The sequence below is a fragment of the Akkermansia muciniphila genome (assembly GCF_002884975.1).
GTDB classification, from domain to species: domain Bacteria; phylum Verrucomicrobiota; class Verrucomicrobiia; order Verrucomicrobiales; family Akkermansiaceae; genus Akkermansia; species Akkermansia muciniphila_C.
This window is the reverse complement of record NZ_PJKB01000001.1, coordinates 734,131-760,841: the sequence shown is the minus strand read 5'-3', so window position 1 is coordinate 760,841 and position 26,711 is coordinate 734,131. Positions and strand designations below refer to the sequence as shown.

The 26,711-nt window shown below is 59.0% G+C and carries 23 protein-coding genes; 10 read left to right on the top strand and 13 right to left on the bottom strand.

Annotated features, from left to right (window positions below; translation table 11 throughout):
* Positions 1 to 17: 17 nt before the first annotated feature.
* The 7 genes from thiE to htpG all read right to left on the bottom strand — a co-directional run bounded on the left by thiE (position 18) and on the right by htpG (position 7,619).
* A complete protein-coding gene (gene thiE / locus CXU21_RS03185) occupies positions 18 to 632 on the bottom strand; it encodes a thiamine phosphate synthase (RefSeq protein WP_102725027.1) in 615 nt (204 codons plus the stop codon).
* A 19-nt stretch (positions 633 to 651) separates the two neighbouring features.
* On the bottom strand, positions 652 to 1,581 hold the full coding sequence (gene cysK / locus CXU21_RS03180) for a cysteine synthase A (RefSeq protein WP_102725026.1): 930 nt from the start codon (positions 1,579 to 1,581) through the stop codon (positions 652 to 654).
* A 37-nt stretch (positions 1,582 to 1,618) separates the two neighbouring features.
* The gene (locus CXU21_RS03175; protein ID WP_102715875.1) at positions 1,619 to 2,905 is read right to left on the bottom strand and encodes an O-acetylhomoserine aminocarboxypropyltransferase/cysteine synthase family protein; all 1,287 of its coding nucleotides are present in this window, start codon (positions 2,903 to 2,905) and stop codon (positions 1,619 to 1,621) included.
* 137 nt (positions 2,906 to 3,042) lie between these two features.
* On the bottom strand, positions 3,043 to 3,483 hold the full coding sequence (locus tag CXU21_RS03170; protein ID WP_102715877.1) for an RrF2 family transcriptional regulator: 441 nt from the start codon (positions 3,481 to 3,483) through the stop codon (positions 3,043 to 3,045).
* A 103-nt stretch (positions 3,484 to 3,586) separates the two neighbouring features.
* Complete coding sequence (gene alr / locus CXU21_RS03165) at positions 3,587 to 4,693, bottom strand: alanine racemase (RefSeq protein ID WP_102725025.1); 1,107 nt, start codon at positions 4,691 to 4,693, stop codon at positions 3,587 to 3,589.
* 168 nt (positions 4,694 to 4,861) lie between these two features.
* Positions 4,862 to 5,704 carry a potassium channel family protein gene (locus tag CXU21_RS03160; RefSeq protein WP_102725024.1) on the bottom strand — a complete coding sequence of 281 codons (843 nt, stop codon included), beginning with the start codon at positions 5,702 to 5,704 and terminating at the stop codon, positions 4,862 to 4,864.
* A gap of 73 nt (positions 5,705 to 5,777) precedes the next feature.
* The gene (htpG, locus tag CXU21_RS03155; protein ID WP_102715883.1) at positions 5,778 to 7,619 is read right to left on the bottom strand and encodes a molecular chaperone HtpG; all 1,842 of its coding nucleotides are present in this window, start codon (positions 7,617 to 7,619) and stop codon (positions 5,778 to 5,780) included.
* Between the two features lie 174 nt (positions 7,620 to 7,793).
* Between htpG and CXU21_RS03150 the strand changes: the two genes are divergently transcribed.
* Positions 7,794 to 9,665 (top strand): M60 family metallopeptidase, encoded by a 1,872-nt coding sequence (locus CXU21_RS03150; RefSeq protein ID WP_180972603.1) that lies wholly within the window; start codon positions 7,794 to 7,796, stop codon positions 9,663 to 9,665.
* A 322-nt stretch (positions 9,666 to 9,987) separates the two neighbouring features.
* Here the strand turns inward: CXU21_RS03150 and CXU21_RS03145 are convergent, their stop codons facing one another.
* Complete coding sequence (locus CXU21_RS03145) at positions 9,988 to 10,605, bottom strand: DUF417 family protein (RefSeq protein ID WP_102715887.1); 618 nt, start codon at positions 10,603 to 10,605, stop codon at positions 9,988 to 9,990.
* A gap of 296 nt (positions 10,606 to 10,901) precedes the next feature.
* Between CXU21_RS03145 and CXU21_RS03140 the strand changes: the two genes are divergently transcribed.
* From CXU21_RS03140 to CXU21_RS03125, 5 genes are all read left to right on the top strand, one after another.
* Positions 10,902 to 12,059, top strand: a complete 1,158-nt coding sequence (locus CXU21_RS03140) for a CynX/NimT family MFS transporter (protein WP_180972543.1) — start codon at positions 10,902 to 10,904, stop codon at positions 12,057 to 12,059.
* Positions 12,060 to 12,271: 212 nt separating this feature from the next.
* Positions 12,272 to 12,778, top strand: coding sequence for a hypothetical protein (locus CXU21_RS12090; protein WP_146016934.1), 507 nt, complete (start codon positions 12,272 to 12,274; stop codon positions 12,776 to 12,778).
* Positions 12,779 to 13,000: 222 nt separating this feature from the next.
* Positions 13,001 to 14,026 carry a phenylalanine--tRNA ligase subunit alpha gene (gene pheS, locus CXU21_RS03135; protein WP_102715891.1) on the top strand — a complete coding sequence of 342 codons (1,026 nt, stop codon included), beginning with the start codon at positions 13,001 to 13,003 and terminating at the stop codon, positions 14,024 to 14,026.
* 18 nt (positions 14,027 to 14,044) lie between these two features.
* Positions 14,045 to 16,564: a phenylalanine--tRNA ligase subunit beta gene (pheT, locus tag CXU21_RS03130; protein ID WP_102725022.1), complete on the top strand. Its 2,520-nt coding sequence runs from the start codon at positions 14,045 to 14,047 to the stop codon at positions 16,562 to 16,564.
* A 58-nt stretch (positions 16,565 to 16,622) separates the two neighbouring features.
* Positions 16,623 to 17,624, top strand: a complete 1,002-nt coding sequence (locus CXU21_RS03125; protein ID WP_102725021.1) for a DUF4105 domain-containing protein — start codon at positions 16,623 to 16,625, stop codon at positions 17,622 to 17,624.
* Positions 17,625 to 17,634: 10 nt separating this feature from the next.
* Here the strand turns inward: CXU21_RS03125 and CXU21_RS03120 are convergent, their stop codons facing one another.
* Entirely contained in the window at positions 17,635 to 18,228 is a 594-nt protein-coding gene (locus CXU21_RS03120; protein WP_102725020.1) for a M15 family metallopeptidase, read from the bottom strand.
* Between the two features lie 152 nt (positions 18,229 to 18,380).
* Between CXU21_RS03120 and CXU21_RS03115 the strand changes: the two genes are divergently transcribed.
* Complete coding sequence (locus CXU21_RS03115; protein ID WP_102725019.1) at positions 18,381 to 19,844, top strand: tryptophanase; 1,464 nt, start codon at positions 18,381 to 18,383, stop codon at positions 19,842 to 19,844.
* A gap of 154 nt (positions 19,845 to 19,998) precedes the next feature.
* Here CXU21_RS03115 and CXU21_RS03110 read toward each other — a convergent pair whose 3' ends face one another.
* From CXU21_RS03110 to CXU21_RS03100, 3 genes are all read right to left on the bottom strand, one after another.
* Positions 19,999 to 20,631 carry a uracil-DNA glycosylase family protein gene (locus CXU21_RS03110; RefSeq protein ID WP_428992366.1) on the bottom strand — a complete coding sequence of 211 codons (633 nt, stop codon included), beginning with the start codon at positions 20,629 to 20,631 and terminating at the stop codon, positions 19,999 to 20,001.
* Positions 20,632 to 20,649: 18 nt separating this feature from the next.
* Positions 20,650 to 21,699: a serine/threonine protein kinase gene (locus tag CXU21_RS03105; protein WP_102715903.1), complete on the bottom strand. Its 1,050-nt coding sequence runs from the start codon at positions 21,697 to 21,699 to the stop codon at positions 20,650 to 20,652.
* A 79-nt stretch (positions 21,700 to 21,778) separates the two neighbouring features.
* Positions 21,779 to 22,726: a hypothetical protein gene (locus tag CXU21_RS03100; protein WP_102715905.1), complete on the bottom strand. Its 948-nt coding sequence runs from the start codon at positions 22,724 to 22,726 to the stop codon at positions 21,779 to 21,781.
* A gap of 150 nt (positions 22,727 to 22,876) precedes the next feature.
* Here CXU21_RS03100 and CXU21_RS03095 point away from each other — a divergent pair, with 150 nt between their 5' ends.
* The 3 genes from CXU21_RS03095 (at position 22,877) to proC (ending at position 25,230) form a co-directional block, all read left to right on the top strand.
* The gene (locus tag CXU21_RS03095; protein ID WP_146016933.1) at positions 22,877 to 23,752 is read left to right on the top strand and encodes a hypothetical protein; all 876 of its coding nucleotides are present in this window, start codon (positions 22,877 to 22,879) and stop codon (positions 23,750 to 23,752) included.
* Positions 23,753 to 23,763: 11 nt separating this feature from the next.
* Entirely contained in the window at positions 23,764 to 24,336 is a 573-nt protein-coding gene (locus CXU21_RS03090; protein WP_102725016.1) for a DNA-3-methyladenine glycosylase I, read from the top strand.
* Positions 24,337 to 24,423: 87 nt separating this feature from the next.
* Positions 24,424 to 25,230, top strand: coding sequence for a pyrroline-5-carboxylate reductase (gene proC / locus CXU21_RS03085; RefSeq protein WP_102725015.1), 807 nt, complete (start codon positions 24,424 to 24,426; stop codon positions 25,228 to 25,230).
* Positions 25,231 to 25,279: 49 nt separating this feature from the next.
* Here the strand turns inward: proC and CXU21_RS03080 are convergent, their stop codons facing one another.
* Positions 25,280 to 26,704, bottom strand: a complete 1,425-nt coding sequence (locus CXU21_RS03080) for a hypothetical protein (RefSeq protein WP_102725014.1) — start codon at positions 26,702 to 26,704, stop codon at positions 25,280 to 25,282.
* Between the last annotated feature and the right edge of the window lie 7 nt (positions 26,705 to 26,711).

Below are 26,711 nucleotides of genomic sequence, written 5' to 3'. Positions count from 1 at the left end.
TTCCGCAGGGCGGACGGTCAGGCCAGCGCCCGTGCGGCGGCTTCCGGGTCTTCCGCTCCGCAAATGGCGGAGACGGCGGCAATGCCGCCCGCCGCTCCCGTGGAGCGCACCAGACGGGCGCGCTCCACGTCCAGCCCGCCAATAGCGACGACGGGCAGGGGTGACTGTGAGGCCAGGGCGGTGAAGCCGTCCACGCCCAGCACGGGCGGCGCGTTCAGCTTGGAGATGGTGGGAAAGACAGGCCCCATGCCCAGGTAGTCCACCAGGGCGGCGTCTACGGCGCGGAGCTGGTCCGCGTTGGAGACGGAAAGCCCCAGAATCCTGTCCGGGCCAATCATGGCCCTGACGGCAGGAACAGGAAGATCGCGCTGGCCGATGTGGACGCCGTCCGCGTCCAGCGCCAGGGCCAGGTCAATGCGGTTGTTGACGATGAAAGGGACGCCGCGGGACGCCAGGAAGTCCCGGATGGGCAGGGCTTCCCGGTAGCAGGTGCCCGCGTCCGGATTGGTGGAGCGGTACTGCACGATGGTGACGCCGCCGTCCACCGCCCTCTGGACGGTTTCCAGAAGGCTGTGGCGGCATTTGGCCGCTTCATCAGTGACCAGGTAGAGATGGAGGTTGAATTCTTTCATGGTAACGGAATGGGAAGGATTAGTCTGTGAACAGGGGGGTGGAGAGGTAGCGGTCCCCCGTGTCCGGCAGCAGGACCACGATGGTCTTGCCCGCGTTTTCCGGGCGTTCCGCCAGCCTCGTGGTGGCCCAGAGCGCCGCTCCGGAGGAAATGCCCGTCAGCACGCCGTCCGTGCGCGCCAGCTCCTTGCCGGTGGCGAAGGCGTCTTCATTGGTGACGGTGATGACTTCATCATACACGGAGGTATCCAGCGTTTCCGGCACGAAGCCCGCGCCAATGCCCTGAATCTTGTGGGGGCCGGCGGTCCCCTGGGTCAGCACGGGGGAGGCGGACGGCTCCACGGCCACGATCCGGATTTCCGGGTTGCGGGATTTGAGGTACTTGCCCACGCCCGTGATTGTGCCTCCGGTGCCGATGCCCGCCACGAAGATATCCACCTTGCCGTCCGTGTCGTTCCAGATTTCCGGTCCGGTGGTGCGGAAATGAACTTCCGGGTTGGCCGGGTTGACGAACTGGCCGGGGATGAAGCTGTTGGGCAGTCCTGCGGCCAGTTCCTCCGCCTTGGCAATGGCTCCCTTCATGCCCAGCGCGCCGTCCGTCAGCACCAGTTCCGCGCCGTAGGCCTTCAGCAGGTTGCGGCGTTCCACGCTCATCGTTTCAGGCATGGTCAGGATGATGCGGTATCCGCGGGAGGCGGCCACCGCCGCCAGGCCGATGCCCGTGTTCCCGCTGGTGGGCTCAATGATGACGGAATCCGGTTTCAGGGCTCCGGAGGCTTCCGCAGCGTCAATCATGGCCCGGGCAATGCGGTCTTTCACGCTGCCGGCGGGGTTGAGGTATTCCAGCTTGGCCAGAATGGTGGCGTTCAGGCCGTTTTTGTGTTCGTAATTGGTCAGTTCAAGCAGCGGAGTGCCGCCGATCAGTTCCGTAATATTACCGTAAATTTTCATGGCTTTAAAAAATAAGAGCGTTGTTGCCGTTAAACTGTTAGAGAATGGAGCGGAACCCGTGTTCCAGATCCTCAAGGATGTCGTCAATATGTTCCGTGCCGATGGAAAGCCGCACCGTGGAGGGCGCGATGCCGGCTCCCCTGAGCTCCTCTTCCGTCATCTGGGAGTGGGTGGTGGAAGCCGGGTGAATCACCAGGGACTTCACGTCCGCCACATTCGCGAGCAGGGAAAATAATTCCAGGCTTTCGCAGAACTTGCGAGCCTTTTCCGCGCCACCCTTGATTTCCACGGTGAAGATGGAGCCGCCGCCGTTCGGGTAGTATCTCCGGTAAAGTTCGTGGTTCGGATGATCCGGGAGGGAGGGATGGTTCACCTTGTCCACCTGGGGATGCGCGGCCAGATAGTCCACCACGCGCAGGGCGTTCTGTACATGGCGTTCCACCCGCAGGGAGAGGGTTTCCAGCCCCTGGAGCAGCAGGAAGGAGTTGAACGGGCTGATGGTGGCGCCCGTATCCCTCAGCAGGGTGATGCGGATTTTCGTGATGTAGGCCGCAGGGCCGCAGATGTCCGCCAGCACGGCGCCGTGGCAGTTCGGGTTGGGCTGGCTGATGCCCGGGAATTTATCGTTCTGCGTCCAGTCGAACTTGCCGCCGTCCACAATCACGCCGCCCATGGCCGTACCATGGCCGCCGATGAATTTGGTGGCGGAATGCACCACCACGTCCGCTCCGTGTTCCAGCGGGCGGAACAGGTAGGGAGAAGCAAAGGTGTTGTCCACAATGAGGGGAATGCCGTGGGCGTGCGCCACTTCCGCCAGAGCCTCGATGTCCGCAACGTTGGAATTCGGGTTGTCCAGGCTCTCCACATACAGGAGCTTGGTATTTTCCCGGATGGCCTTGGCAAAATTGTCCGGATCGCTGCCGTCCACGAAGGTGGTTTCAATGCCGGATTCGGCAAGCGTATTGGCAAACAGGTTATAGGTGCCTCCGTATACGTTGGCGGCGGAAACGATGTGGTCTCCGGCGCGCGCGATGTTCTGGACGGCGTAAGTGACGGCAGCCGCTCCGGTGGCCACGGCCAGCGCACCTATGCCCCCTTCCAGGGCGGCGATGCGCTTTTCAAGCACATCTGCCGTGGGGTTCATCAGGCGGTTGTAGATATTTCCCGGTTCCGCCAGGGCAAAACGGGCTGCCGCCTGTTCGGAATCCTTGAAGACATAGGAAGTGGTGGCGTAGATCGGCACGGCGCGGGCATCCGTGGCCGGGTCCGGATTTTCCTGGCCCACGTGGATCTGGCGCGTTTCAAAGCGATAATTCTTATTCATATTTTTTATATTCCTATCGGGAAAGTAGGGAATAGATAGTTAAAGGAAGAGAAGATGTCAAGCGCCGGGTGGGGAAAGTGGGACATGCGGCTAAAGCCGGGTGATGTGAAAAAACGTTCCGGGCCGCCTGGAGCCGGTTAAATGCCTGCGCCGTAATCGCAGCCTATCTCCTTCTGCTGTTCCATCAGGTCTTCCAGCGTGACCCGGTGGAGGTAATTCTCAATAACCTGCTGGAGCCCACGCCAGAAGGGCAGTGTGGCGCAGCTTGCCGCGCGCGGACACGGGCTTTCCGGAGCCGCCGTGCAGGAGATGGGGAGAAGGGAGCCTTCCGTCAGTTTCAGAATCTCTTCCGTGGTGTATTCCCGCGGGTGCCGGGACAGGCGGTAGCCGCCGGACTTGCCCCGGAAACTTTGAACAAAGCCCGCTTTCAGCAGGATGGCGATAATTTGTTCCAGATACCGTACGGTGATGTCCTGCCTGGCGGAAATCTCCTTCAGGGAGATGTAGCCGTCGTCATTATGCTGGGCAAGATCAATCATCAGGCGCAGTGCATAGCGTCCTCTGGTGGAAACCTTCATCATATTGCGCTAAATAAACGATATTTAAGGCTGCGCGTCAATCGGGAATGAAGGCACCGCGCGGAATAAACGGACAGCGCGAACCGCTTCTCCGTCAGGCGCCTCAGTAGCTGTAATGGCGCGGCACGCGGGGACCGATTCCGGTGAAGATTTCCCAGGAAATGGTACCGGCTTTTTCCGCCAGTTCCGTCACGGGAATGTTTGGTCCCATGATCTCCACGGCCATGCCCGGTTCCGGATGGGGAACGCCGCTCACGTCCACCATGATCTGGTCCATCGTCACGCGCCCCAGCAGCGGGCAGGAGACGCCGTCCACCATCACGCGGGCGCCCTTGTGCGCCAGGGAGCGCAGGTAGCCGTCCGCATAGCCTATGCCCACGGTAGCCACCCTGGTGGGATGGTCCGTTACAAAGGTGCCTCCGTAGGAAATGCCGTGCCCCTCCGGCAGCGTGCGCGCCACCGTCAGGCGGGAGAACAGGGCCATGGCCGGCTTCAACTGCGCGGCCCATGGGGAGGGAATGGGGGAAAAGCCGTACAACACCAGGCCGGGGCGGCACATATTGTTGGAGGGAATCTCATAATCCAGGGAGGCGGCGCTGTTGGCCAGGTGGCAGTACTTCAGGGGCAGTTTTTCCCGGATGCGGGCGGCCATCTCTTCAAAGCGGGCAATCTGCTTCAGCGTCAGCGCCCGGTCCTCATCCGCACAGGGCAGGTGCGCGCCCAGCCCTTCCATGTACAGGCTGTCCAGTTCCCCCAGGCGGGAGAGCAATTCTTCAAGCTGGTCCGGCAGAAAGCCGCCGCGGCCCATGCCCGTATCCACGGAAATATGGATGGGGAGCGTCTTTCCATAGAGCCGCGCCAGGGAATTGTAATGCACGGCCTCCTCCATGGTGGAGATGAAGGAACGCCAGCCGTTCAGCACTATTTCCTCCCGCTCCTCCGGAAAGGAGGGGCCCAGGATGTAGGGCCTGGTGCGGCACCCCGCCTGGCTGATGCGCCGCGCCTCTCCCACATTGGCTACTCCGAAGAAGGCGATGCCTTCCGAATCCAGGGTGCGGCAGACCTGTTCCAGCCCGTGGCCGTAGGCCCCGGCCTTGACCACGGGCATGTAAAACTCGCCCTTGGCCGCCTGCTTGACGACGTTCAGGTTATGGCGGATGGCCCCGAGGTCGATTTCGGCCCAGGCGCGGGGGGGGCTGGTAACTGGCATGATGGAGAAAGGCGGAGAGGTTGGAAAAAGGAGAGGGGCGGCACGCTGCCCCGGTACGGAGGGATTGTCCGCCTTTGCCCGTGCAATGCCAGACGGATTTTTGTCAGTCTTGCGGCAAAAAGAAGGGATGAGCGCAGGAGGCGTTCGGCGCTCCGTCCGGCATCCGGGTCATTCCGGTTTTTGTGATAAGGCGCCGGAACTGGCAGCAGGGGGGGCCTGCTCCGGAGGGGAGGATGATTGCGGAGCGTCCCGCAGGATTTTCAGCAGGGCTGCCATGGTGTCTATGTCCTCGTCCGTCATGGAGGACAGGCCGTCCAGCTTCTTCTTGATGGCTTCAATCTCCTCCTCCCTGTACGGCATGGGTTCTCCCGCATGGGGATGCAGGAAGAAGGAGGTGATGGTGCTGGTCAGCGTTCCCACGAAGCCGATGCCCGTGAGCATCAGGAACACGGCCAGGAACTTTCCGGGAGTGGTGACCGGATAGGTGTCCCCGTAGCCCACGGTGGTGGCCGTGACGAAGGACCACCAGATGCCGTTGGGCAGGCTCATCCCCTCCGCCAGGTGGATGCCTACGGCTCCCAGCAGGATGATGACCAGGGCGGCGATGCAGATATACTTGAACCCGTTCGTGTTGAAAAAACGCCTGATGCGCGTGGTGAACCTCATGGCGTAGGAGAACAGGTCCAAATACCTGGCGAGCCGCAGGATTTCCCCAAGCGAGGCGAACCGGAACAGCCGGAACAGAACGTCAAAGGGGATGATGGCCAGCAGGTCCCAGACGTGCTCCTTCATAAAAGTCCATTTATGCGGACTGAAGGAGAAACGGACGGCGTAATCCAGGACGAAAATCCAGTAAATGACCCGGTCCGCCGTGACTTCCCATTCGGCGGCCTCGGATGTCAGGTCAATGGCGGCCAGCGTCACGGCCACCAGGGCCAGCAGGCACATGCCGGACTGGTAGGCCAGTTTCAGGAAGAGGAAGTGCCGGGGCGTGCGGTGGAAGGCGTTCATGGCGGGAGGTAAAAGGAAAAGCCGCCCCCGGCAGGGAGCGGCTTTTAAAAGAAGGCCGTTTTTCTGCCGGAACCTACTTCAGCAGAAGCTGCTCCATCAGGGCCTGGGAGGACTGGGCCAGCACGGCGGGATCGTCCAGCATGCCGGCGCGGAGCAGGGCGGTGTTCGCGATCTGGTCCGCCACCATCTGGGCCAGTTCCGGATTTTCCGTCCTCAGGGCGGAGAGTTTTTTCACCAGCGGGTTGGAGGGGTTCAGTTCCAGCTGGGGATGGCTTTCAGGAATTTCCTGCCCCATGGCCTTCATGTACGCCCGCATTTCCGGCCCCATGTCATTTCCGGTCTGGAGGGCTACGGCGGGACCGCTGACCAGGCGCTTGCCCAGCGTCACCTTGGAGAATTTTTCCGGATACAGTTCCTTCATCCATTCTTCCAGGGCGGTGGCTTCCTCCTGGGGAAGGGCGTCCTTCTGTTCTTCCTCCAGCTCCGGCAGTTCCACGTCCGCGCGGTCAATCATCGTGACGGGCTTGCCGTCCACGCTGGACAGGGAATCCAGCACGAATTCGTCCCCGTGGTCCGTGAAAAAGGCCACCTCATATCCGCGGGCCTTGAAGGCTTCCAGATACGGGCTGTTTTCCAGATGGGAGCGGGAGGGGCCGGTGAGCGCGTAAATGGCGGTCTGCCCTTCCTTCATGCGGGTGATGTATTCCTCAAAGGAGGTTGTTTCCCCCGCATCCGTGGCGGTGGATTCAAAACGGAGCAGCTTGCCCAGGGATTCCTTGTTCGGCCAGGAGGTGACCACCCCTTCCTTCAGGTAGCGAGAAAACTGGCCGTAGAATTCCTTGTAGGTTTCTTTTTCGTCCCTGGCAAGTTTGTCCAGGTGCTTGATGAAGCGCTTGGTGATGATGTCGCTGATCTTGCGCACCAGGGAATTGTCCTGGAGCATTTCACGGGAAATGTTCAGGGGCAGGTCCTCGCTGTCCACCACGCCGTTCAGGAAGCGCAGCCATTCCGGGAGCAGGCCTTCCGGCTTGGCGTCAATCAGCACGCGCTTGCAGTACAGGGACACGTTGGCGTCCACGCGGCCGAAGCCGAACATCTCCGGATTCCTCTTGGGGATGAAGAGCAGGGCATTCAGCACAATGGGAGCGTCCGCGCTGAAATGCATGTAGGACATGGGCTTTTCATCCGTGTGGGAAATGAACTGGTAGAACTCGTCATATTCCTCCGGCTTCACATCGGACTTGGACTTGGACCAGATGGCCTGGACAGTGTTGATGTGCTCCCCGTTGAAATTGATCGGAAAGCCCACGAAGTTGGAATAACGGCGCAGAAGCTCCTTCACGCGGTATTCCTGGGAAAACTCCTCATACTCATCCTTCAGGTGGATGACGATGCGGGTGCCGCGGTCCAGAGGTTCGTCCAGCGTTTCAATGCTGTAGCCTTCCCTCCCGTTGGAGGTCCAGCGCAGGGAGGCTGCCTCCGGTTCATAGGAATGGGTGAAAACCTCCACCTGGTCCGCCACCATGAAGGAGCTGTAGAACCCCACGCCGAACTGGCCGATCAGGTCCGCGCCGCCTTCCTGCTTCTGCTTGAGGGCCTCCATGAACTTCTTGGTGCCGGAATGGGCGATGGTCCCCAGGTTTTCCACCAGGTCCGCCTCCGTCATGCCTATCCCGGTATCCGCGATGGTGATGGTCTTGTTCTCCTTGTCCGTGGTGATGGTGATTTCCAGGGGCTTGTCCGGCTGGTAGATGTTGGAATCCGTCAGTTGTTTCAAGCGCAGCTTCTCCAGGGCGTCGGAGGCGTTGGAAACGAGCTCCCGTACAAAGATTTCACGGTCGCTGTAAAGGGCATTGATGACAATGTCCAGCAGCTGCCGGACTTCCGCCTGAAATGGATGTGTTTCTGTATTCATGTGGAAAAATGTGTTGCGGGTGCCATTATAGGGACCTCGTCAAGGGGATGGACAGTTTTTAAGCGGTGGCAGGAACACCCCATGTCACAAAAACGGCCTTTTTCCGGCCATGTTGCCACCGGAGGATTTTTCCTTGAAACAATTCAGGAAACTGATCAGTATAGTTTTATAAACATGATCCTTTCACCCTTTTTGAAAAGGGGGGCCCTTTTGCTGGCCCTCTGCGGCATGCTGGGCGGCGGTATGCTTTCCGCCCAGGAAACCGGGTCCGTTCCGATTACGGAAGCGGGCCTGAAGGCGCTGGATTCCAACGTCTTCACCAATGAATTCATGCTGGCGCTGAAGCCCAATGTCACGCGCGACCGCATTGCGAAGATCAAGGATCCCTTCGTGCGCGGGCTCGCGCGGCAGATGGCGGAGAAAAAATATGACCGCAAGGCGCGCGCCATCACGGCGGAACCGTATGAACCGGTGAAGGACCTGGCGGACCGCCTGCGCACCAGCCAGTACAGCAAGTTTGAAAACCCCACCGGCATCTTTTTTGAGGAGGGGGAGGATGTGCTGCTGGTCATGGGAGACCCCAAGGGAGAAAAGCTGAACCTGGTCATCCATAACTTCGGGCGCGACGGGGGCCGCAGCTCCTATCCCCTCAAGGAGGGAGTCAATATCATCAAGGCGAAGAACAAGGGGCTGGGCTACGTGGAATACTTCACGCCCAACTATAAGAAGGCTCCCAAGGTGCATCTGTCCATTCCGTCCGGCAAGGTGAACGGCGTGTTCGTGGGCGGCGTGAGCAAGAACAGCGACTGGAAGAAAATGCTGGAAAATTCCCCCACGGAAGTCGTGGACATCGTGGGCAGCCGCGTCCATCTGGTATATCCGGTGGAGGAGCTCAAAAAATTCTGCCCGGACAAGGGAGAGGAACTTATCGCCCTGTACGACAAAATCATTGGCATGGAGCAGCAGATCATGGGCCTGTACAAGTATAAGATGCTGCCTAAAAACCGGATGTTCGGCCGCGTAATCTGGAACGGCTTCATGCACGCGGACGGCACGGGCGCCGCCTTCCATAACGGCACGATGGGGGAAGTGGGCAATCCGGACAAGATTCCCGGCAGCGCCTGGGGCATTGCCCATGAATTCGGCCACGTGAACCAGGTACGCCCTGCCATGAAGTGGGTGTCCACCGGGGAAGTGACCAACAACATTTACTCCGCCTACGTGAATTACATGCTGAACCCCACCAGCATGCGCCTGGAGCATGAACGCATCAACGGAGGGGACGGCAACATGATCGGCGGCCGCTTCAACGCCTACCTGAACAACGGCATCCTGAAGGGGGAAAACTGGCTCCTCCAGGCAGGCCCGGACAAGCGTTCCGGCGGGGATAACCGCCCCATGGTGCACGACCACTTTGTCAAGCTGGCCCCGCTTTGGCAGCTTGAGCTGTATTTCAAGGTAGCCGGGAAGGGCAATCCGGACTTTTATCCGGACATTTTCTACAAGGCCATCAAGATGGACACCAAGGGCAAGAAGGATGGGGAGCTCCAGCTCGCTTTCATGAAGAACGCCTGTGACGTTTCCAGGCAGGACCTGACGGACTTTTTCCAGAAAACCGGCATGCTCAAGCCGATTGACGAGGAACTGGACGACTACACCTGCGCCCGGATGACCATCACGGAGTCCGACTGCAAGAACCTGATTGCCTACGCCAGGAAGTACAAGAAGCCGGAAAGCCCCGTCATTTACTACCTTTCCGTCAACAGCGTGGAGGCGTACAAGAACCGCCTTCCCGTCCGGGGCGCCTACAACCAGGGCATCACGGAAAAAGGAAACCGCCGCATCATTTCCCATGACGTGTGGAAAAACGCCGCCGTCTTTGAAACCTACAAGGATAAGGAAATGGTCCGCATCACCATGGTGGGAACTGATTCCAAGGATAACTCCTCCACCACGGTTCCCTATCCGGAGGGCTCCACCCGGATTGAAGCCGTTTCCTGGGATGGCAAGCGTACGCTGGCGTACGGCAAGCGTCCCGCCAAATAACAACTTAAGAGGTTAGCGTGTTCGGGCGCCGCCGTTCTCCGGAACGGCGGCGCTTTTTCATGGGAGGCTTTCCCTGCCGGGAGAAATTTAGCGGAGCGGGGGCATTCTGTCCTTCTGCTTCCGGTCGGATGAAGGCCGGGGCCCGGAGCTCCGCAGGCCCCCGGAAGGATGCATGCCTCAGGCCACGCTTTTATTCCCTTTCATTTGCCGCAAAGGCTTGCGGCGCGCCATGCGGTTTTTTATGCGGAACATTTACCGCATAAAAAACCGCCCCTGCTTTCGGCAGGGACGGTGAGGGACGAGATAGTGGCGGAAAGAACTGTTATTTGCAGCAGGATTCCCCGGCTTTGGCCCGGTGAAGGCGTGCCTTCAGAATGCGCTTGAAGTCCGTGCCCAGCAGGATGACGCCCCCGGCCATCATGGCAATGTCCTTGATGACCAGGCGGCCCGCTCCGGACAGGTAGGGGAAGCCGTGGTTGGGGCCTCCCAGATTAGGCACCCACGTCTCCGGGGTGGTAATCAGGAAGGACAGGGTGCCTGCGGTCATGATGATGAGCAGGCAATCGCCGATGACGCCTACCTTCGGGAAAAAGATGCCCAGAAGCACAAGCGTTCCGATGGTGACGATCAGGGTTCCCAGCCCGTAGGAAAAGCCGTAGGTGTTGTTTTCCTTATGCCAGGCGATATTGGCCGGAACCACAGCCCCCTCCTTGTTCATGTGCTGCTTGTATTCGGGAGCTTCCTTGTTGTAGAAGAAACTCATCATCGGGCTGTTGGCCACGAAGGGGACGATGCCGTCCGCTTCATACTGGAAGGCCTTGAGTCCGCCAATCCAGGCGAAGACAATGAAGACGGCCACTCTCAGGAAATTGATGCCGAAACGCTGGAGTTTGTCGGCATACTGGAGGCATTTTTCAGGGGACGGGCATGTAGTAAGCATATCTGTTTTTAATGCTGAAATAGTTCACCGTCAAGGGAATTTAGTTTAATTCCATTTATTCCTATAGGAATTAAAAATAAGAAAAAGGCGTAAGGTGTTCTTTTTAAACCCTGATGGTGTTTTTACGTTATAAGTGAAGGAAAATGGAAAAGGAGGGATAAAAATGGTCTTCCGGCTCCCATAGCCATTCCTTTTGTGCCGGACAGGCAGTTTCCCTGAAAAGTTTTTTACTTTTGAACGGGTTTAGGGGCAGGACTGTATAACATGGGATGGATAAGGCGGGAACTTCCGGAAGCATGAAGGGAAAGATGCTGCTGTTTGTAGCCTTTTTAATCATTTGTTTCAACCTGCGCACCGGGTTTGATTCTCCGGATCCGCTGTTGGGGACGATTGAGAAGGACATGGGGCTTTCCCTGGAAAATTCAGGGATGTTCGCCCTGCTGCCCGTGTTTGTCCTGGGTGTGGCGGCGCCCATTTCCCCGCGCGTGGCGCGCTGGATGACGCCGTGGAAGATCATTTTCTGGTTCCAGCTTCTGGCCGTGGCCGGCATTTTCTGGCGCAGCTGGGACGGCGTGGCCGGCCTGTATGGCGGCATGGTCCTGATGGGGCTGGGCATGGGGATTGCCGGAGCGGCCATTCCCGGACTGATCAAGCACCAGTTCCCGGGCCACGCTTCCGCCATGATGGGCGTTTACAGCGCCATGATCGGGGTAGGGAGCGCGGTGGCCTCCGGTCTGTCCGTTCCCATCTCCAACATGCTGGGCGGATGGCGCTTCGGCCTGGGGGTGTGGATTATTCCCATCCTGCTGGGCATGCTGGTGTGGGGAGCCTATTTCCTCAAGCATCCCGTCGGCGTGCTCCCGCGCGACCCTGAATCCTCCGGCCGCAACCTGCTGCACAGCAGCAAGGCATGGCAGGTCACCATCTTTTATTTAAGCCGTGTGGGGGCTGCCTACTTCTTTTATACCTGGATTCCCATCTTTCTGAGGCAGCGCGGCATGAGCTACGTGGACGCCGGCTTCATCCTTTCCGTGGCCATGTTCGCCCAGCTTCCCGCCACGCTCGCCGCGCATGCCCTGGAGAAAGCCACGGGGGGCCGGGGCCTTCTCATCGTGATGGCTATGGCGCTGGCGGCCCTCTCCTGCTGGGGCATCCTGTATCTTCCGCTGGACTGGGCCCTCTGGATGGCCATTCTGTTCGGCCTGGCGACGGGAACCGTGTTCAGCCGCGGGATGGCTCTGATGGTGGAACGGGCCCGGACTCCTTCGGAATCCATCAGGCTTTCCGGCATGGCCCAGGGCATCGGCTTTACCATGGGCGCCGCCCTGAGTTTGCTGTTCACCTCCTTTCTGCATCAGGGTGGGTCTTTCCTGACCTTCGGACTGGTTTACACCTTTTTCTGCGTGCTCGGCATGGTTTCCGGCCGCATGTCCGCCCAACCGGGGTATGTGTAAATTGTTAATTGAAAATTAGTGACTTTATAAATGTTTTTTTATTACATTTATAATTTTTTCTGTAATATTTTGTTTTATTAAAAGATTTCCAAACTTTCTATTTATGGCCTGATGAATTAGATTCATCTATTCCGACTTTATGGGAAATAGAAAAAATTATCTTGAAAAATTATATTTCTTTGCTATTAAATAAGAGATACGAAAAATACTGTATGAAAGACGATAATCAAAAAATGAGTACGCGTATTTCTTGTCTACTTGAACCATCCACTCTTTCCAAAGCCGATTTTCTTCGGTTTTATGAAAAACAAAGGGAAAATGGAGATTGGACTTTTTATGAAGAAAGAGAGTTTATGGAGAATTTATTTTGTACTAGACTAAACTATTTTTTCATTATTTTTTCATTAATTTTAATGGCAGCTGTAACAGTAAGGAGCAATGCTAATCTCATATGGATACTACTTATTGGCGTGATAATTCAATCGTTATTGTGGTTTTCTGTTTACAGAATTTACATAAAATTGGATATCGTTCTTAAAATATTACATAATCTTGATGAATATCATGTATTCTCTGTAACAGATAAATGCTTAAAAGAGAGAAAACATTGTTCTTTTAAAGTTGTTTCTCTTCTTGGTACATGGTTGCCTCTTTTGTGTGTTGCAATATGGTGCATTGGATTATGTTTGACTGTATTAGGATATATATCTTCCAATTAATGATCGTTTTCCATCCATATATCACCGATAGATATTGAATAAAAATAAATTTATTGTGATATTATTTGGAAAATAATATAAGAGGTACTATATGATTCCAATGATGAAGGAAACAATGAAAGTTTGATCTTTTCAAAATCAGGTGCAATGACTTTGTGATCTGCCCTCCGAAGGGCTTGACGCTGGCGGGGGGGAGGGGTAAGCTCTTGCCCGTCAAATTTTATGAAGGAAGAGATTGTACGCATTCAACGGGACGCCCTGGCGCGCATCGCCCAGGTGTCTGACAGGCGCGGCGTGGAAGACGCGCGCGTAGCCATCCTCGGCAAGAAAGGGGAACTGACCATGGCCCAGACGGGCATGAAGGACGTTCCCAGGGAGGAAAAGCCCGCCGTCGGCCAGTTGCTTAACGAGGCCCGCAAGGCCATTACGGAAGCTCTGGACGCCAAGCTGGAGGAAGTGCAGGCCCTGGCGGACAAGGCCGCCGTGGCCGGCGTTGACCTGACGCTTCCGGCCCGCTCCCTGCAGCCGGGCGGCCTGCATCCCCTCACGATCGTGCGGGATGAAGCCATCCGCATTCTGCGCCACATGGGCTTTGCCCTGGCGGACGGCCCGGAGATTGAGGACGAGTTCCACTGCTTTGACGCGCTGAATACGCCGGAGGACCATCCGGCCCGCAATGAGAAGGATACGTTTTACTTTGATTCCGGCAAGCTGCTGCGTACGCACACCTCCACCGTGCAAATCCGTTCCATGGAGAAGCAGACGCCCCCCGTGCGCGTGATTTCCCCCGGCTCCGCCTACCGCCGTGACGAGATTGACGCCACGCACCTTTCCGCCTTCAACCAGCTGGAAGGCCTGTATGTGGATACGGACGTTTCCGTGGGCGACCTGAAAGGGACGCTGGAATATTTCCTGCGCGCCCTCTTCGGCTCCGATACGGAAGTGCGCTTCCGCCCCCATTTCTTCCCGTTCACGGAACCCAGCTTTGAAATTGACGTGAAGCTGAAGGTGGACGGCCAGGAACCGCGCTGGGTGGAGATCGCCGGCTGCGGCATGGTGGACCCGAATGTCTTTGAAGCCGTGGACCGCGAACTGGGGCTGGAACCCGGCGTGCAGGCCCGCTACACGGGGCTGACCGGATTTGCCTTCGGCATCGGCCTGGACCGCCTGGCCATGATCCGCTGGGGCATCCGGGACATCCGCGCCCTGATTGAGAACGACGTGCGCTTCCTTGCCCAATTCCAATAATTTTTACCTTACCCAGATATGAAAATTTCCCTTAACTGGCTTTCCCAGTATATTGACCTGGCCGGCCTGAGCGTGGATGAAATGTCGGACATGCTGACCTTTGCCGGCATTGAAGTGGAAGACATCCGCCAGCAGGGCGTGGACTCCCCGTACGTGGTGGTGGCCCGCGTGGCCTCCGCGGAACAGCATCCCCAGGCGGACCGCCTGAAGGTCTGCCAGGTGGACGTGGGAGACGGCACGCTGCACCAGATCGTGTGCGGCGCGCAGAACTACAAGGTGGGGGACAAGGTTCCCTGCGCCCTGCCGGGAGCGGTGCTGCCCGGCAACTTTGAAATCAAGGTGGGCAAGCTGCGCGGCGTGGAATCCCGCGGCATGCTCTGCTCCGCTTCCGAACTGGGGCTGCCCGACAAGGAGCACGGCCTCTGGATTCTTCCGCAGGAGCTGGAAATCGGCACGCCGATCTCCCAGGTCGTCAAGGCGGATACGATGGTGGAAGTGGAAGTGACGCCCAACCGTCCGGACCTGCTTTCCCACAACGGCATGGCGTATGAACTGGCCGCCATCTCCGGACGGGAGTACAGGCCCGTTTCCATTGATGACGCCGGGGTGGAGCTGGAACCCGCCGGGGATTTCGTGCGGCTGGACCAGCCGGACCTGAACCCGTACTACACCGCCGTGAAAATCAGCGGCGTGAAGGTGCAGGAAAGCCCGGAATGGCTGAAGGAACGCCTGGTCGCCATCGGTCTGCGCCCCATCAACAACATCGTGGACGTCACCAACTACGTCCTGCATGAACTGGGCACGCCCCTCCACGCGTTTGACGCGGCGAAGGTGCAGGGCGGCATCGTCACCCGCACCGCCTACGAAGGGGAAACCTTCAAGGCCCTGGACGGGCAGGAATACACCCTCAACTGCACGGACCTGGTCGTTGCGGACCAGTCCGGCAAGGCGCTCGCCATCGGCGGCGTGATGGGCGGGGAGGAAAGCGGCGTGACGGACGCCACTACGGACGTCATTCTGGAATCCGCCTGGTTCAAGCCCTCCTCCGTGCGCGCCACGTCCCGCAGGCTGGCCCTGTCTTCCGACTCCTCCTACCGCTTTGAACGCGGCACCTCCGCCTGGAACGTGTTGCGTGGTTCCGTGCGGGCCGTGGAACTGATTCTCCAACTGGCGGGCGGCACGGCCTCCCAAACGTATGTGGCCGGCGCCCCCGTGGCGAATCCGGCCCATGCCTGCATGCCTTCCTGCGGGGAGCCGGACGGCCCCGTTTCCGCGTTCGCTTCCCTGAAGCAGGGGAAGGGTGCCGCGGTGACCAATGAACTGGGCTTCGTGAAGCTTCCCTGGGAGGCTCTGGACCAGATGTCCGGCGGTTCCATTTCGCATGAGGAAGGCGCGCGCATCCTGGCGGCGCTGGGCCTGATGCAGGTCCCGGACGCCCCGGAATGCTGGCTGATCCCCCCCCACCGCCTGGACCTTACGCGCCCGTGCGACCTGCTGGAGGAAATCGTGCGCGTCTTCGGGCTGGACGGCATTCCGTCCCGCTTCTCCGGCCCCTTCGTCACGGAATCCCCGGTAGACGTGGCCTACAATTTCCAGATGGGCCTGCGCCGCAAGCTGGCGGCCCTGGGGTTCTATGAAACCCAGACCATCAAGCTCATCGCCTCTGAAGCCGCTGACGGCACGATTGCCCAGGTGAAGGACGCGCTGCCCCTGCGCCCCCTTCAGGACGGTGACCTCATCCGCGTGTCCCTGCCGCTCAGCGAGGACCACTCCGTGCTGCGCCCCGCGCACACGCCTGGCCTGATTGCCGCCGCCGTGCGCAACAGCAACCAGGGCGTCTCCGGCCTGCGCTTCTTTGAACTTGGCCGCGTCTTCCGCAATACGGGCGGCGGCAAGGGCAGGGACATTGAAACGGATACCCTGGGCATCCTGGTTTCCGGGGACCGCACGGCGCGCTCCTGGGCGGACCCCAGGCCGGAACAGGCCTCCTTTGAAGACCTGCTGGCCGTGATGGAAGCGCTGGCTCCGGGCCACCGCTTTACGCTGGCGCCCGCCAAACCGCGCGAACAGGCCGCCCTGGGGGCGGATGTGCAGCTTGACGGGAAGGCCTGCGGCTACTTCGCCCGCCTGTCCCTGGCGCGCTGCCGGGAGCTGGGCCTGGACCAGCCCGTTTACGTGGCGGAACTGGACCTGCGCAAGATGCAGGAAGTCCTCACCGCGCCCGTGAAGGCCGCGGAACTGCCCCAGTTCCCCGGCTCCTCCCGTGACGCGGCCATGGAACTGCCCCTCTCCACGCCCAATGCGGACATCGTGAAGGCCATTGAAGCCGCACGGGAAAAACTGCTCGCCGGCTACTCCTGCTTTGACGTATTCACGGACCCCTCCGGTGAAAAGCTCCCGGCGGACCGCAAATCCATTGCCTACACCTTCCTGTACAGGGACCCGGCCAAGACCCTCACGGCCGCGGAAGTGGACGCCGCGCACCAGCGCGTGCTGAAAGTCCTGGCAGACAAGGTAAAGGGCCTTTCCTTCAGATAACCCCCCAACAGGCCGCGCGTTTCATGAACCGGAACGCGCGGCCTCCTTTTTACCTTCCATGCACCTGCCAACCCTGCGCCATGCGGGCCTGATAGCTGCCCGTGTCCTGATGTTTTCGGCGTGGTTCGGCCTGTCCGTGTGGGCGGCCGGGGTGGTGTTTTACAATGTATGGGGCGGCGCCGTTCTGGTATGGCTTTACGTAGCCGCCATGGCCTGCGCTTTTGTTTTCCGCAGGAAGCGGCCCGTATTCTGGCGCGCCTCCTGGGGTGTGCTGGCCGTGCTGCTTGTGTATTACCTGTGCATTCCGGCGACGAACGGCAAGGAATGGCAGCCGTCATGGAGCCGCCTGCCCGCCGTGGAAATCAACGGGAATGAAATCCTGGTGAAAGACGTGCGCAGCTTTGTTTACCGGACGGAGCAGGACTTTGACGTGCGCTACGTGACGCGCCGCTTTGACCTGGACAAGCTGGCCACGCTGGACTTTGCCGTGAGCCACTGGGACGGAATGGAATTTGTGGCCCATACCATGCTCTCCTTCGGCTTTGAGGATGGGAAGCATCTGGCCCTGTCCGTAGAGACGCGCCTGCCGGAAGGGGTGGAGCAGGGGACCATCCCGGGCCTCTACAAGCAGTTCAACGTGATTTACATTCTGGCGGACGAGGAAGACCTGTTCGACTTGCGCACCACCTACCGGAAGGAGGACATGTACCTGTACCGCATCAACATAGACAGGGAGAACCTGAAAAAGGCCTTCCTGGGGTTTGCGGAGAAAATCAACAGCCTCCATGAACGCCCGCGTTACTACAACACCGTCACTGCCAACTGCACGACGGAACTGGTGGATACGTTCAAGAATTACCTGGGCGTGCGCCGCTGGCAATGGACTCCCGTTTTTAACGGCATGTGCGACCAGGACGCCTATGACCGGGGAGAGCTGCTCCATCTGCCCGGAGAAAACTTCCGGGAACTGAAAAAACGCTCCTTCCTGGGGCATGGCGGGGAAGGGCTGGACTGGGCAGCCCTCCGCCGCCGCTGGGAGGAGGGCTGGCGCACGGAATAAGCCGCACCGGTTAAAGGGTGGCGAACTGGAAGTGCATCCAGTCGTAATCCCGTGCGCGCCCCAGGGATACGGCCCCCTCCGCCTCCACGAACTGCCAGAAGGCCGCGTACTCCGGTCCGGACAGTACCGCTTTTGGTGCAGGGATGTTCAGGCCGTTTCTGTCCGGGTCCATGTCCACGGCGATGCCCCAGGCATGCATGGACGTGGCCTTGCCGCCGATGATGGAGCGGTTGTTGAAGCAGCCGCCGTACAGGTCCAGCCCCAGTTCCCGCACCTTCTCCATGCCGTAATGGTCCAGGGTGGCCTGGAAAATGCGGGTGAGCGGTTCCGCCACCAGCTTGTGGCAGCGCATGGTGGAAACGGTCGTGTCCCTGTCCCACGCAAGTCTCATGATGTAGGGCAGCCTGACGCTGGTCAGGTTGCTTTCATCCCCCGCCCGGCCGAAGATGGATTTTCCGGAGCGCACCTCCTCCTGGCTGGGCCAGGAATGCTCCGGCTGGGAGATCTCCAGTTTTTCCATCAGAGCCTGGGCCGTCCGGGGGCCGGGGATGCCGTCCGCATCCAGCCCCAGATGCTGCTGAATCAGTTTCCAGTGTTCTTTCATAGGGTGTCACGCTAGGGGCTTCCGCCGGGAAGTTCCACATTTTTCCTGCCAGCGGCATACCTGCCTTTCCGGAGGGCGCAAAAAGACGCGGGCATTCCTTTTATGTTGCGGAAAGAGTTCATTCTGCTATACTTTTACCCATCTTTTATTTTATGAATTCAGAACCATCCAACGTTGTCAAATTTTACAATGGAGAGCAGATTCCCCTGGAACTGCACAAAGTCCGTGTCGTGCAGAAGCTGCACCTCGTTCCCGTGGAACGCCGTCTGGAAGCCGCGCAGGAAGCCGGTTTCAACACGTTCCAGTTGAGCACGAATGACGTTTATCTGGACATGCTGACGGATTCCGGCGTCAACGCCATGAGCGACAACCAGATCGCCGCCATGTTCCGGGCGGATGACGCCTATGCCGGTTCCCAGAGCTTTGACCGCCTGAAAAAGGCCGTGCAGGACGTCTTCGGCAAGGAATACCTGCTTCCCGCCCACCAGGGCCGCGCCTGTGAAAACATCATCGCCCGCACCTTCGTGAAACCCGGTGACGTGGTTCCCATGAACTACCATTTCACGACCACGCACGCCCACATTGACCTGAACGGCGGCAAGATTGAGGAACTGGTGGCGGATGAAGCCATCAACCCGGTCAGCACCAACCCCTTCAAGGGCAATCTGGACCCGGCCAAGCTGCGCGACTGCATCGCCCGGCACGGAGCGGACAAGATTCCCTTCGTGCGCATGGAGGCCTCCACCAACCTCATCGGCGGCCAGCCCTTCTCCATTGCCAACATGCGGGAAATCCGCGGCATTTGCGATGAATTCGGCATCATGATGGTGCTGGACGCCTCCCTGATCGGGGAAAACGCCTACTTCATCAAGATGCGGGAGGATGAGTTCAAGGACTCCACCTGCGCTGAAATCCTGAAAACCATGTGCGGCCTGGCGGACCTGGTGTACTTCTCCGCCCGCAAGGTTTCCTCCTCCCGCGGCGGCGGCATCTGCACGAATGACCGGGCCATCGCCAAGAAGATGGAGCACCTCGTTCCCCTCTTTGAAGGCTTCCTGACCTATGGCGGCATCTCCGTGCGTGAAATTGAAGCCATGGCCGTGGGCCTGTATGAAACCACGGACCTGACCGTGATTTCCCAGAGCCCCTCCTTCATTGAATACTTCATCGGCCAGATGGTGGACATGGGCATTCCCTGCGTGACCCCTGCCGGGGGGCTTGGCGCCCACATTGACGCCGGGCGCTTCCTGCCCCACATTCCGCAGGAGGACTATCCCGCCGGGGCCCTGGCGGCGGCCTTCTTCATCGCCTCCGGCGTGCGCGGCATGGAACGCGGCACGCTCTCCAGCGTCCGCGACGAAAACGGCAACGACATTCTGGCGGATGTGGAACTGCTCCGCCTGGCCTTCCCGCGCCGCGTCTTCACGCTCTCCCAGGTCAAATACGTAGCGGACCGCATGAAGTGGCTCTACGACAACCGCGACCTGATCGGCGGCCTGGAATTCGTGGAGGAACCGCCCGTCCTGCGCTTCTTCATGGGCAAGCTCCGCGCCAAGAGCGACTGGCCTGAAAAACTGGCGGCCAAGTACCGCCAGGACTTCGGTGAAAGCCTGTAAAACGCGGCTTCCCGTTCACAACCGCATTTCAAGGGCTGAGCCGTTCGGTTCAGCCCTTGTTGCGCCGGGGCGCGGCAAGCCTCTGCGGCCATTCAACTTTAATGGAAAGATTTGAGCAGGTGCCTGCTGAAATGCCGGAAAGGCTTATCCTGTTTTACTGCTTCCCTTGACCGGACGGCTGGCCGGGCTGCTCCTGGCTGCGGATGAACTCAAGCATGGCGCGGATGTCCTCCGCGGCCATGGCCATCTTTGACTTTTCAATCAGGAGGTTGCGCCCCGTCATGATGTAGGAGGGGAAAACGCGGAGGCCCATGGCATGGAAGGGCGTCCTGCGGAGTTGATAGGTGGAGCCGGAGGGAATGGCGTTTTTCCCGGTCCTTTTGCGGACGATCAGGTTGAATGCCTTCTTGGCGACATCCCCCATCAGCATCACGGCGCGGAGGTTCGGGAAGAGGGACAATTCCCGTTCCAGCACGGGAAGGCTCTCTTCTATCATGGCCTGGGGAACCGTGGTTTCCCTTTTGGGCGTCTTGACGGCGTTGGTGATGTAAATGCCATTATCCGTCACCTCCCGGATGGAAGCGGCCTGAAGTCCGGCCCGGCGGAACAGGGGCAGGGCGGTGGACAGGTACAGGGGCGCGGGCGCGTTCCCGTAAAAGTCATCTTCCGGGCGCTCCGGAACCACCTCATTGATCATCACGGTCCGGATGGCGGCCGGGTCCAGGCGCAGGGGCGGCAGATGCATCCCCTGCATGGCCCTGGCTTTCAGTTCTTCCGTCAGGTCAATCATGGGAAGGAGCCGGGATCAGAAGTTGATCAGGCCCTGCTTCCAGCATATCCAGACGGCGGCGGCCGCAATGAGAAGAAGGATGAAGAAAGCGGTCCCGGCGGAGGATTTTTTCCTGGCCTTGGGCAGGGCCTTCCGCGCTACTCCTCCGGCCTGCAGGGTGCCTGCGGCGGCCATGGCGTTAATATAGTCGTTCCATGCCTTGGCGGAATGGAAGCGGTTGCGTTCATCCGGAGACAGGGCCTTGTCAATTCCGGAAAGGAAGTTCATGGGGTATGTCTGCCGCAAGGCGGCGTAACCGGTCACCTTCGGGTTGCGGTCCACCACGGAACGCTGGTCCGCGGGCTGGGGAACCTGGCCGGTGAGCAGTTCGTAGAACGTGGCTCCCAGCTCGTACATGTCGCACCAGGGGCCGATTTCACTGCGGCGTCCCGGATAGAATTCCGGCGGCGTGTAGCCGGGGGTGATTTGGACGAGGCCCTGGTGCTGGAGGGTCTTGGTGCGTACGGCGCCGAAGTCAATCAGCTTGGGCGTGCCGTCCGGCTGGATGAAGATGTTGCCCGGCTTGATGTCGCAATGGTACACCCCCATGGCATGAAGGTAATGCAGGATATCCAGCAGGCGGAACAGCAGGTCCGTGGCCCGGGCCGGCTCCATGCTCTGCCCGGTGGCGTGCATGGTGGTCATCAGGTCGAACAGGGTCTGCCCCTGGATATTCTCCATGACGTAATAGCAGGTGCCGTTGGCGTCAAACATGTCAAACACCTGCACCACGCCGGGGTGGCTGAGCTGGGCCAGCACGGACGCCTCCTGCCGGGAGTTGGAAATGCTCTGGGCAAAGTTGACGGCGGTCTGTTCGTCCCGCGGGTGCACGAACCCGGTTTCCATGTCCCGGTAGGCGTAGGCGTCAGGCATGCATTCCTTGATGACGACGTACCGGGAATTGGGATTGTCCAGAGCCAGGTAAGTGATGCCGAAGCCTCCGGCGTTCAGGACGTTTAATATTGTATACTTGTCTTGCAGAACGGTATTGTTCGCAAGCGGATAAACCAGGGTTTCTTGTTCCATGTCAGGGTTGGGGGCGGGTTGGGGCCGGGAAAATCTTTAATTCAATACGCAAGTTCTGTCAAGAATCTCTCTGCCGTGTTCAATAGCAGGAAACCCGGAATTCATATTCCTCCACGCTGCCGCGCTCCAGGCAGGCGGCCAGCCAGTCAAACAGGGCGCCGAATTCCCCGCCCAGGGTTTCCCCGGTATCGGCTTCAAGCGCTTTCACCCGGCCGGAAGCCAGGCGCACGGGCGTTAGCTCCGCCAGCAGGGCGGCGCATTCCTCATCCCCGGCCTTGAAAATCTCCTCCGCTCCCGGCAGTTCGCAAAGCCGTTCGTCCGCAATTTCCAGGCAGAGGACTCCTATGCCGAATTCTGCGGCCAGGCCGCGCAGGGCGGCGCATTCGGAATCATCCGGAAGTTCCCCCACGATGACGAGCTCCCCGCACTGCGCCCAGCGGGACGTGGCCAGGGTCCGGAAAAATTCCCTCCTGCCGTCTTCCCCTCCTGGCATGCGGGCCACGCATACGCCACGGATGCCCATCATGGGCGCGCCGATCATGCGGCGGCGCTGCAGCGCGCTTTTGTCAAACACCAGCGCGTTTCCTTCCCATTCCCCTTCCGGCCATTCCACCACGGCCAGGTCCGGCTTTACCCAGGAGGCTCCCGTTTCACTGGTGCTGAATACAAAGACGCCGCGGCCCGTGGTGTCATACTGGCGCACCGCCAGAGCCAGGGCCTTGGCGCGGCAGTTCAGGGCGTCCGGTTCGTTTTCCCCCAGGAACAGGGGCAAAAGCCCCCTGGCGGCCGGCTTTCCCTCCCGGTCCCGCACGCGTTTGTAATAACCCTGGCCGCGTTCCACCTTGGCGATTTCAGAGTCCGGCTCGGAGGCCATGAAGGAGAAATGATAGCGCAGGGAGGCGTCTGAATATTCCTCCCCCAGCCTCAGGCGGACCAGGCGGATGAGTTCGGTTCCCTTGATGGCCTGGGCCGGATCGGAAGGCAAAAGTTCCGGGAGCAGTTCTTCCAGTTGGGATCTTAAACTCATACGCGCCCCATGAGAGCACGGGAGGGGGGCTTCTTCAAGGCGGAAGGAGTTCAGCACATGAAATAAAAAGCTCTTTTATTTGTTCCGGAATACGGCAAGATGGTCCGCATGGCATGGATTACCTCCGGTTATATACCTTCGCCCAGGCGCATGGCCGTAATCGCCGGTACCACCTTCACGCAGCTGGTGCGCATGAAGGTGTTCCTTTTTCTGGGCCTCTTTGCCGTGGCGCTGCTGGCCCTGAGCTCCTTCCGCCTGAGCGCGGTGCTGGGGCCGGAGACCGGGGGAATCAATGAACTGGTGCTGCTGAAGAACTCCGCTTACGGCGCCATGCGGGTGTTCGGCCTGTTTTTCTGCGTGGCGGCCACGGCCCTGATTATCCCCAAGGATGCGGAGGACCGCATCCTGTACACCATCCTGTGCAAGCCGGTTCCGCGCATTGACTACCTGATGGGAAAGGTGCTGGGTGTGCTGGCCCTCACCCTGGTGGCCGTACTGCTGATGGACGCCGTGATGACGCTGGTGCTGTGGCTGCGGACGGATACGGTGGTGGCGGAGCAGATCGCCTCCCTGAAAGGGCGTTATACCGTGGAGGAAATGCAGCCGTACCTGGACCGGATACGCCTCCAGGGCGCTACCTGGAACGTGCAGACGGGGCTGGGCGTGATGATGTGCGAGTTCGTGGTGCTTTCCTCCCTGACACTGCTGATGTCCTGCATTACCAACGGAACCATCATCAGCGCGCTGCTGACGTTCATGGTGTACCTGGCGGGGCTGTTCCAGACGCAGGCTCTTTCCCTGTGGGTGGGCTCCGGAACCGGGGGTGTCTCCTGGTGGGAGCTGGCGGGCAGCCGCCTCTTCTCCCTGGTTTTTCCGAACTTCCAGATTTATTCCGTAACGGATTCCGCCCTGAACGGGCAGATGATCCCCCTTTCCCTGTTCGGCACGCTGGCTCTGATGACGCTGGGGTATTTTGTCTTTCACATGACGCTGGCCGCGTGGCTGTTCAGAAAAAAGGAATTTTAACCTGGAGACCTATGGAAGACATCATCAATGCGCGTTGCGGCTGGGCCGGAACAGACGAACTGTATATAAAATACCATGATGAAGAATGGGGGAAACCCGTCACGGATGACAAGACCCTCTTTGAATTTCTGGTGCTTGAAAGCGCCCAGGCGGGATTAGCCTGGATCACTATCCTCCGGAAACGCGAAGGATACCGGGCAGCCTTTCATGGCTTTGATGTGGAGAAAGTAGCGCAGATGACGCCAGAAGACATCGACCGGTTGATGCAATTTGACGGGATCGTCAGAAACCGGCTGAAAATCAATAGCACAGTCAATAATGCAAAATTATTTATGGCTATCCAGGAAGAATTCGGCAGTTTCTACAAGTATGCCTTGTCATTCTTTCCCAACCGGCAGCCTGTTGTTAATAATTTCAAGACTCTGAGTCAGATTCCCGCCACATCTCCCGAGTCGGATGCCATGAGCAAAGACATGAAAAAACGGGGTTTCAAATTCTTCGGCTCAACGATTTGCTACGCTTTTTTCCAGGCAGCCGGGTTTGTGAACGACCATGTGGAAGGCTGTTTCTGCAAAGGGAATTGATCATCATTACCTTTCATTTTCACAGACCGTCATTAATATTATTTTCTATAAAGCGCTTACGTTTTTAACCGCAAAAAATCTTCAACTATGAAAACAGGTATCATTGGACTGGGAAAAATGGGCGGAGCCCTGCTGAGGGGGATGCTGAAAGCCGGAGCGGTGGTTCCGGAGAACGTCTGGGTGTACGACCACCACCATGAAAACGTGCAGGCCCTTCAGGAGGAATACCCCGGCGTTCATGAAGCGCCCACGGAGGCAGCCGCGGCGGATGCGGTGGAAGTTCTTATTCTGGCCGTAAAACCGAATGGAATTCTGCCGCTTATCTCCTCCCTCTCCGAGCGCGGCGCAGAACTGCCGCTGTTGATCTCCATAGCTGCCGCCATCTCCCTGGATGACATGGAAGCCTGCGCCAGTGATGGAACGCGCATCGTGCGCGCCATGCCCAATACCCCGTGCATGGTGCTGGCCGGCGTCATTGCCTACAGTGCGGGCACCGGCGTGACGGATGAAGATGAGGAAGCCGCCCGGCGGCTGCTTTCCGGCTGCGGCTCCGTTTACAAGGTACAGGAATCCCAGATGAACGCCGTTTCCGCCATTTCCGGCTGCGGCCCCGCCTACATGTTCACGGTGCTGGATGCTCTTTCAGACGCGGGCGTAGCCATGGGGCTGCCCCGGAAAACCGCTCTGGAGCTGGCCGTGGGAACCATGCTGGGTTCCGCCCGCATGCAGGAGCAGACGGGGAAGCATCCCATGGCCCTGCGGGATGAGGTAACCTCCCCCGGCGGCACCACCATTGCCGCGCTGAACGCGCTGGATGAATGCGGTTTCCGCAATGCCTGGATCCAGGCCGTGAAAAGAGCCGTGCGGCGGGCGGAGGAGATGGAGGAGCACTGACGTGCGCCTGTGAGCGGTTTTTCCCCGGCAGGAAAGCGCAGGAGCACCTCTATTTGCTCCGGAACGGCGTTTCCCTCTGCTTCCGGAGTTCCGGATTTTGCAGGTTGAACTGGACCTTCCTGATGGATTGCAGAGGGATTCTGACCTTTCCGACCGCGGCGGAGCGCCCCTCCATGAAGCCGTCCCTGAGGGACTCCAGATTCAGGGAAAGGATGCTCTGGTCCGTCAGGAAAACGCGGGTGTCCGACGCCTCTTCCGGCAGTTTCTTCTCCCCCTGGTTTTTCTGGTCCAGGGCACGCACCTTGGCCGTGGGAAGGGTAACGTCATAGTGGTCCGACTTAATGCGGATGGTGCCGTTTTCCTGGAGGGAGATGGCGCCTCTGAGCACGTCCCCGTTCACCAGCAGGGCTTTGTCCCTGGGGGCGTCCCCGTCATATTTGGAAATAATGTCTTGTTCGTCCGCCAGGTGGGGGAGCGCGCCGTTCCAGTCAAACACGTTCAGGTTGAACATGGCCATGTTCAAGCCGTCATAACCGCTCACGACAAACGTGTTGCCCGGTTTGAACTCATGTTTTTTGGAGGCCTCCTTCTCTTCTTCCTCATCCCCGTTTTCATTCTCAAAGATATTGTCCATCTCCTTGAGCTCTTCCCACCGGGCCACCTGTTCGCCGTTAATGTACAGGTAATAATTTCCCTTTTCCGGATCCGCGTAAAAATGAACGTCGGAACGTTTAATGGTCTTGTCCGCATACCAGTTCCGCGCCGTATCCCGCTTGACCCTGCCGAGCGTCCGGTACTGGCCGGAGCTGTTCTTGGCAAGTTCCGCCTTTTCCAGGGAGAGGGCCAGGTCAATGCTGCTTCCGGAATCAGGATTCTGCCAGAGGGAAAGGGTAATCCGGAATGTATTGGTATGGTAAAGGGAAAACTGCACGTGGAGCCGGGACGGCGTGGGGAAGGTGGTTTGAAGGTCCGTATTGTTGGAGCCGCGCATGATCCAGTAGCCGTTGCGGCATTCCGGCAGCATGCTGTTGGCGGAGGATTTCCAGCCCTGAAGGGATTCCGTCGCGTTGCGGAGGTAGGCTTTCTGGGAATCGAATCCGATGTGCTGCACATACTTCCTGTTGACGGGAAGCAGGCCGCCCCACGCGGTTTGCAGTTGAAGGCTTTCCGTATCCAGCGCCTTCAGCGTGCCGTAAAATTCATCCCCGTTGGCAAGACGGATGACGGAAAACTGGGCCGGAATGTCCAGCGGACGGGAAGAAACCAGCTCGTCCAGTTCCTCCACCTTTACATCCACAGGCTTGGAAAGGATGGTGGACCGGACTTTCATGTACGGGCTGTCCAGCGTGTCCAGGCTGCCCGGCAGTTTTTCCCCGGATTTAAGCGTAATGACCCCTTCCGCCCGTGCACCGGGAAGATGGGCGGCAGCCAGCAGGACGCAGGCGCCCAGGAAAAGCGTTATTGCTTGTTTCATATGGTGG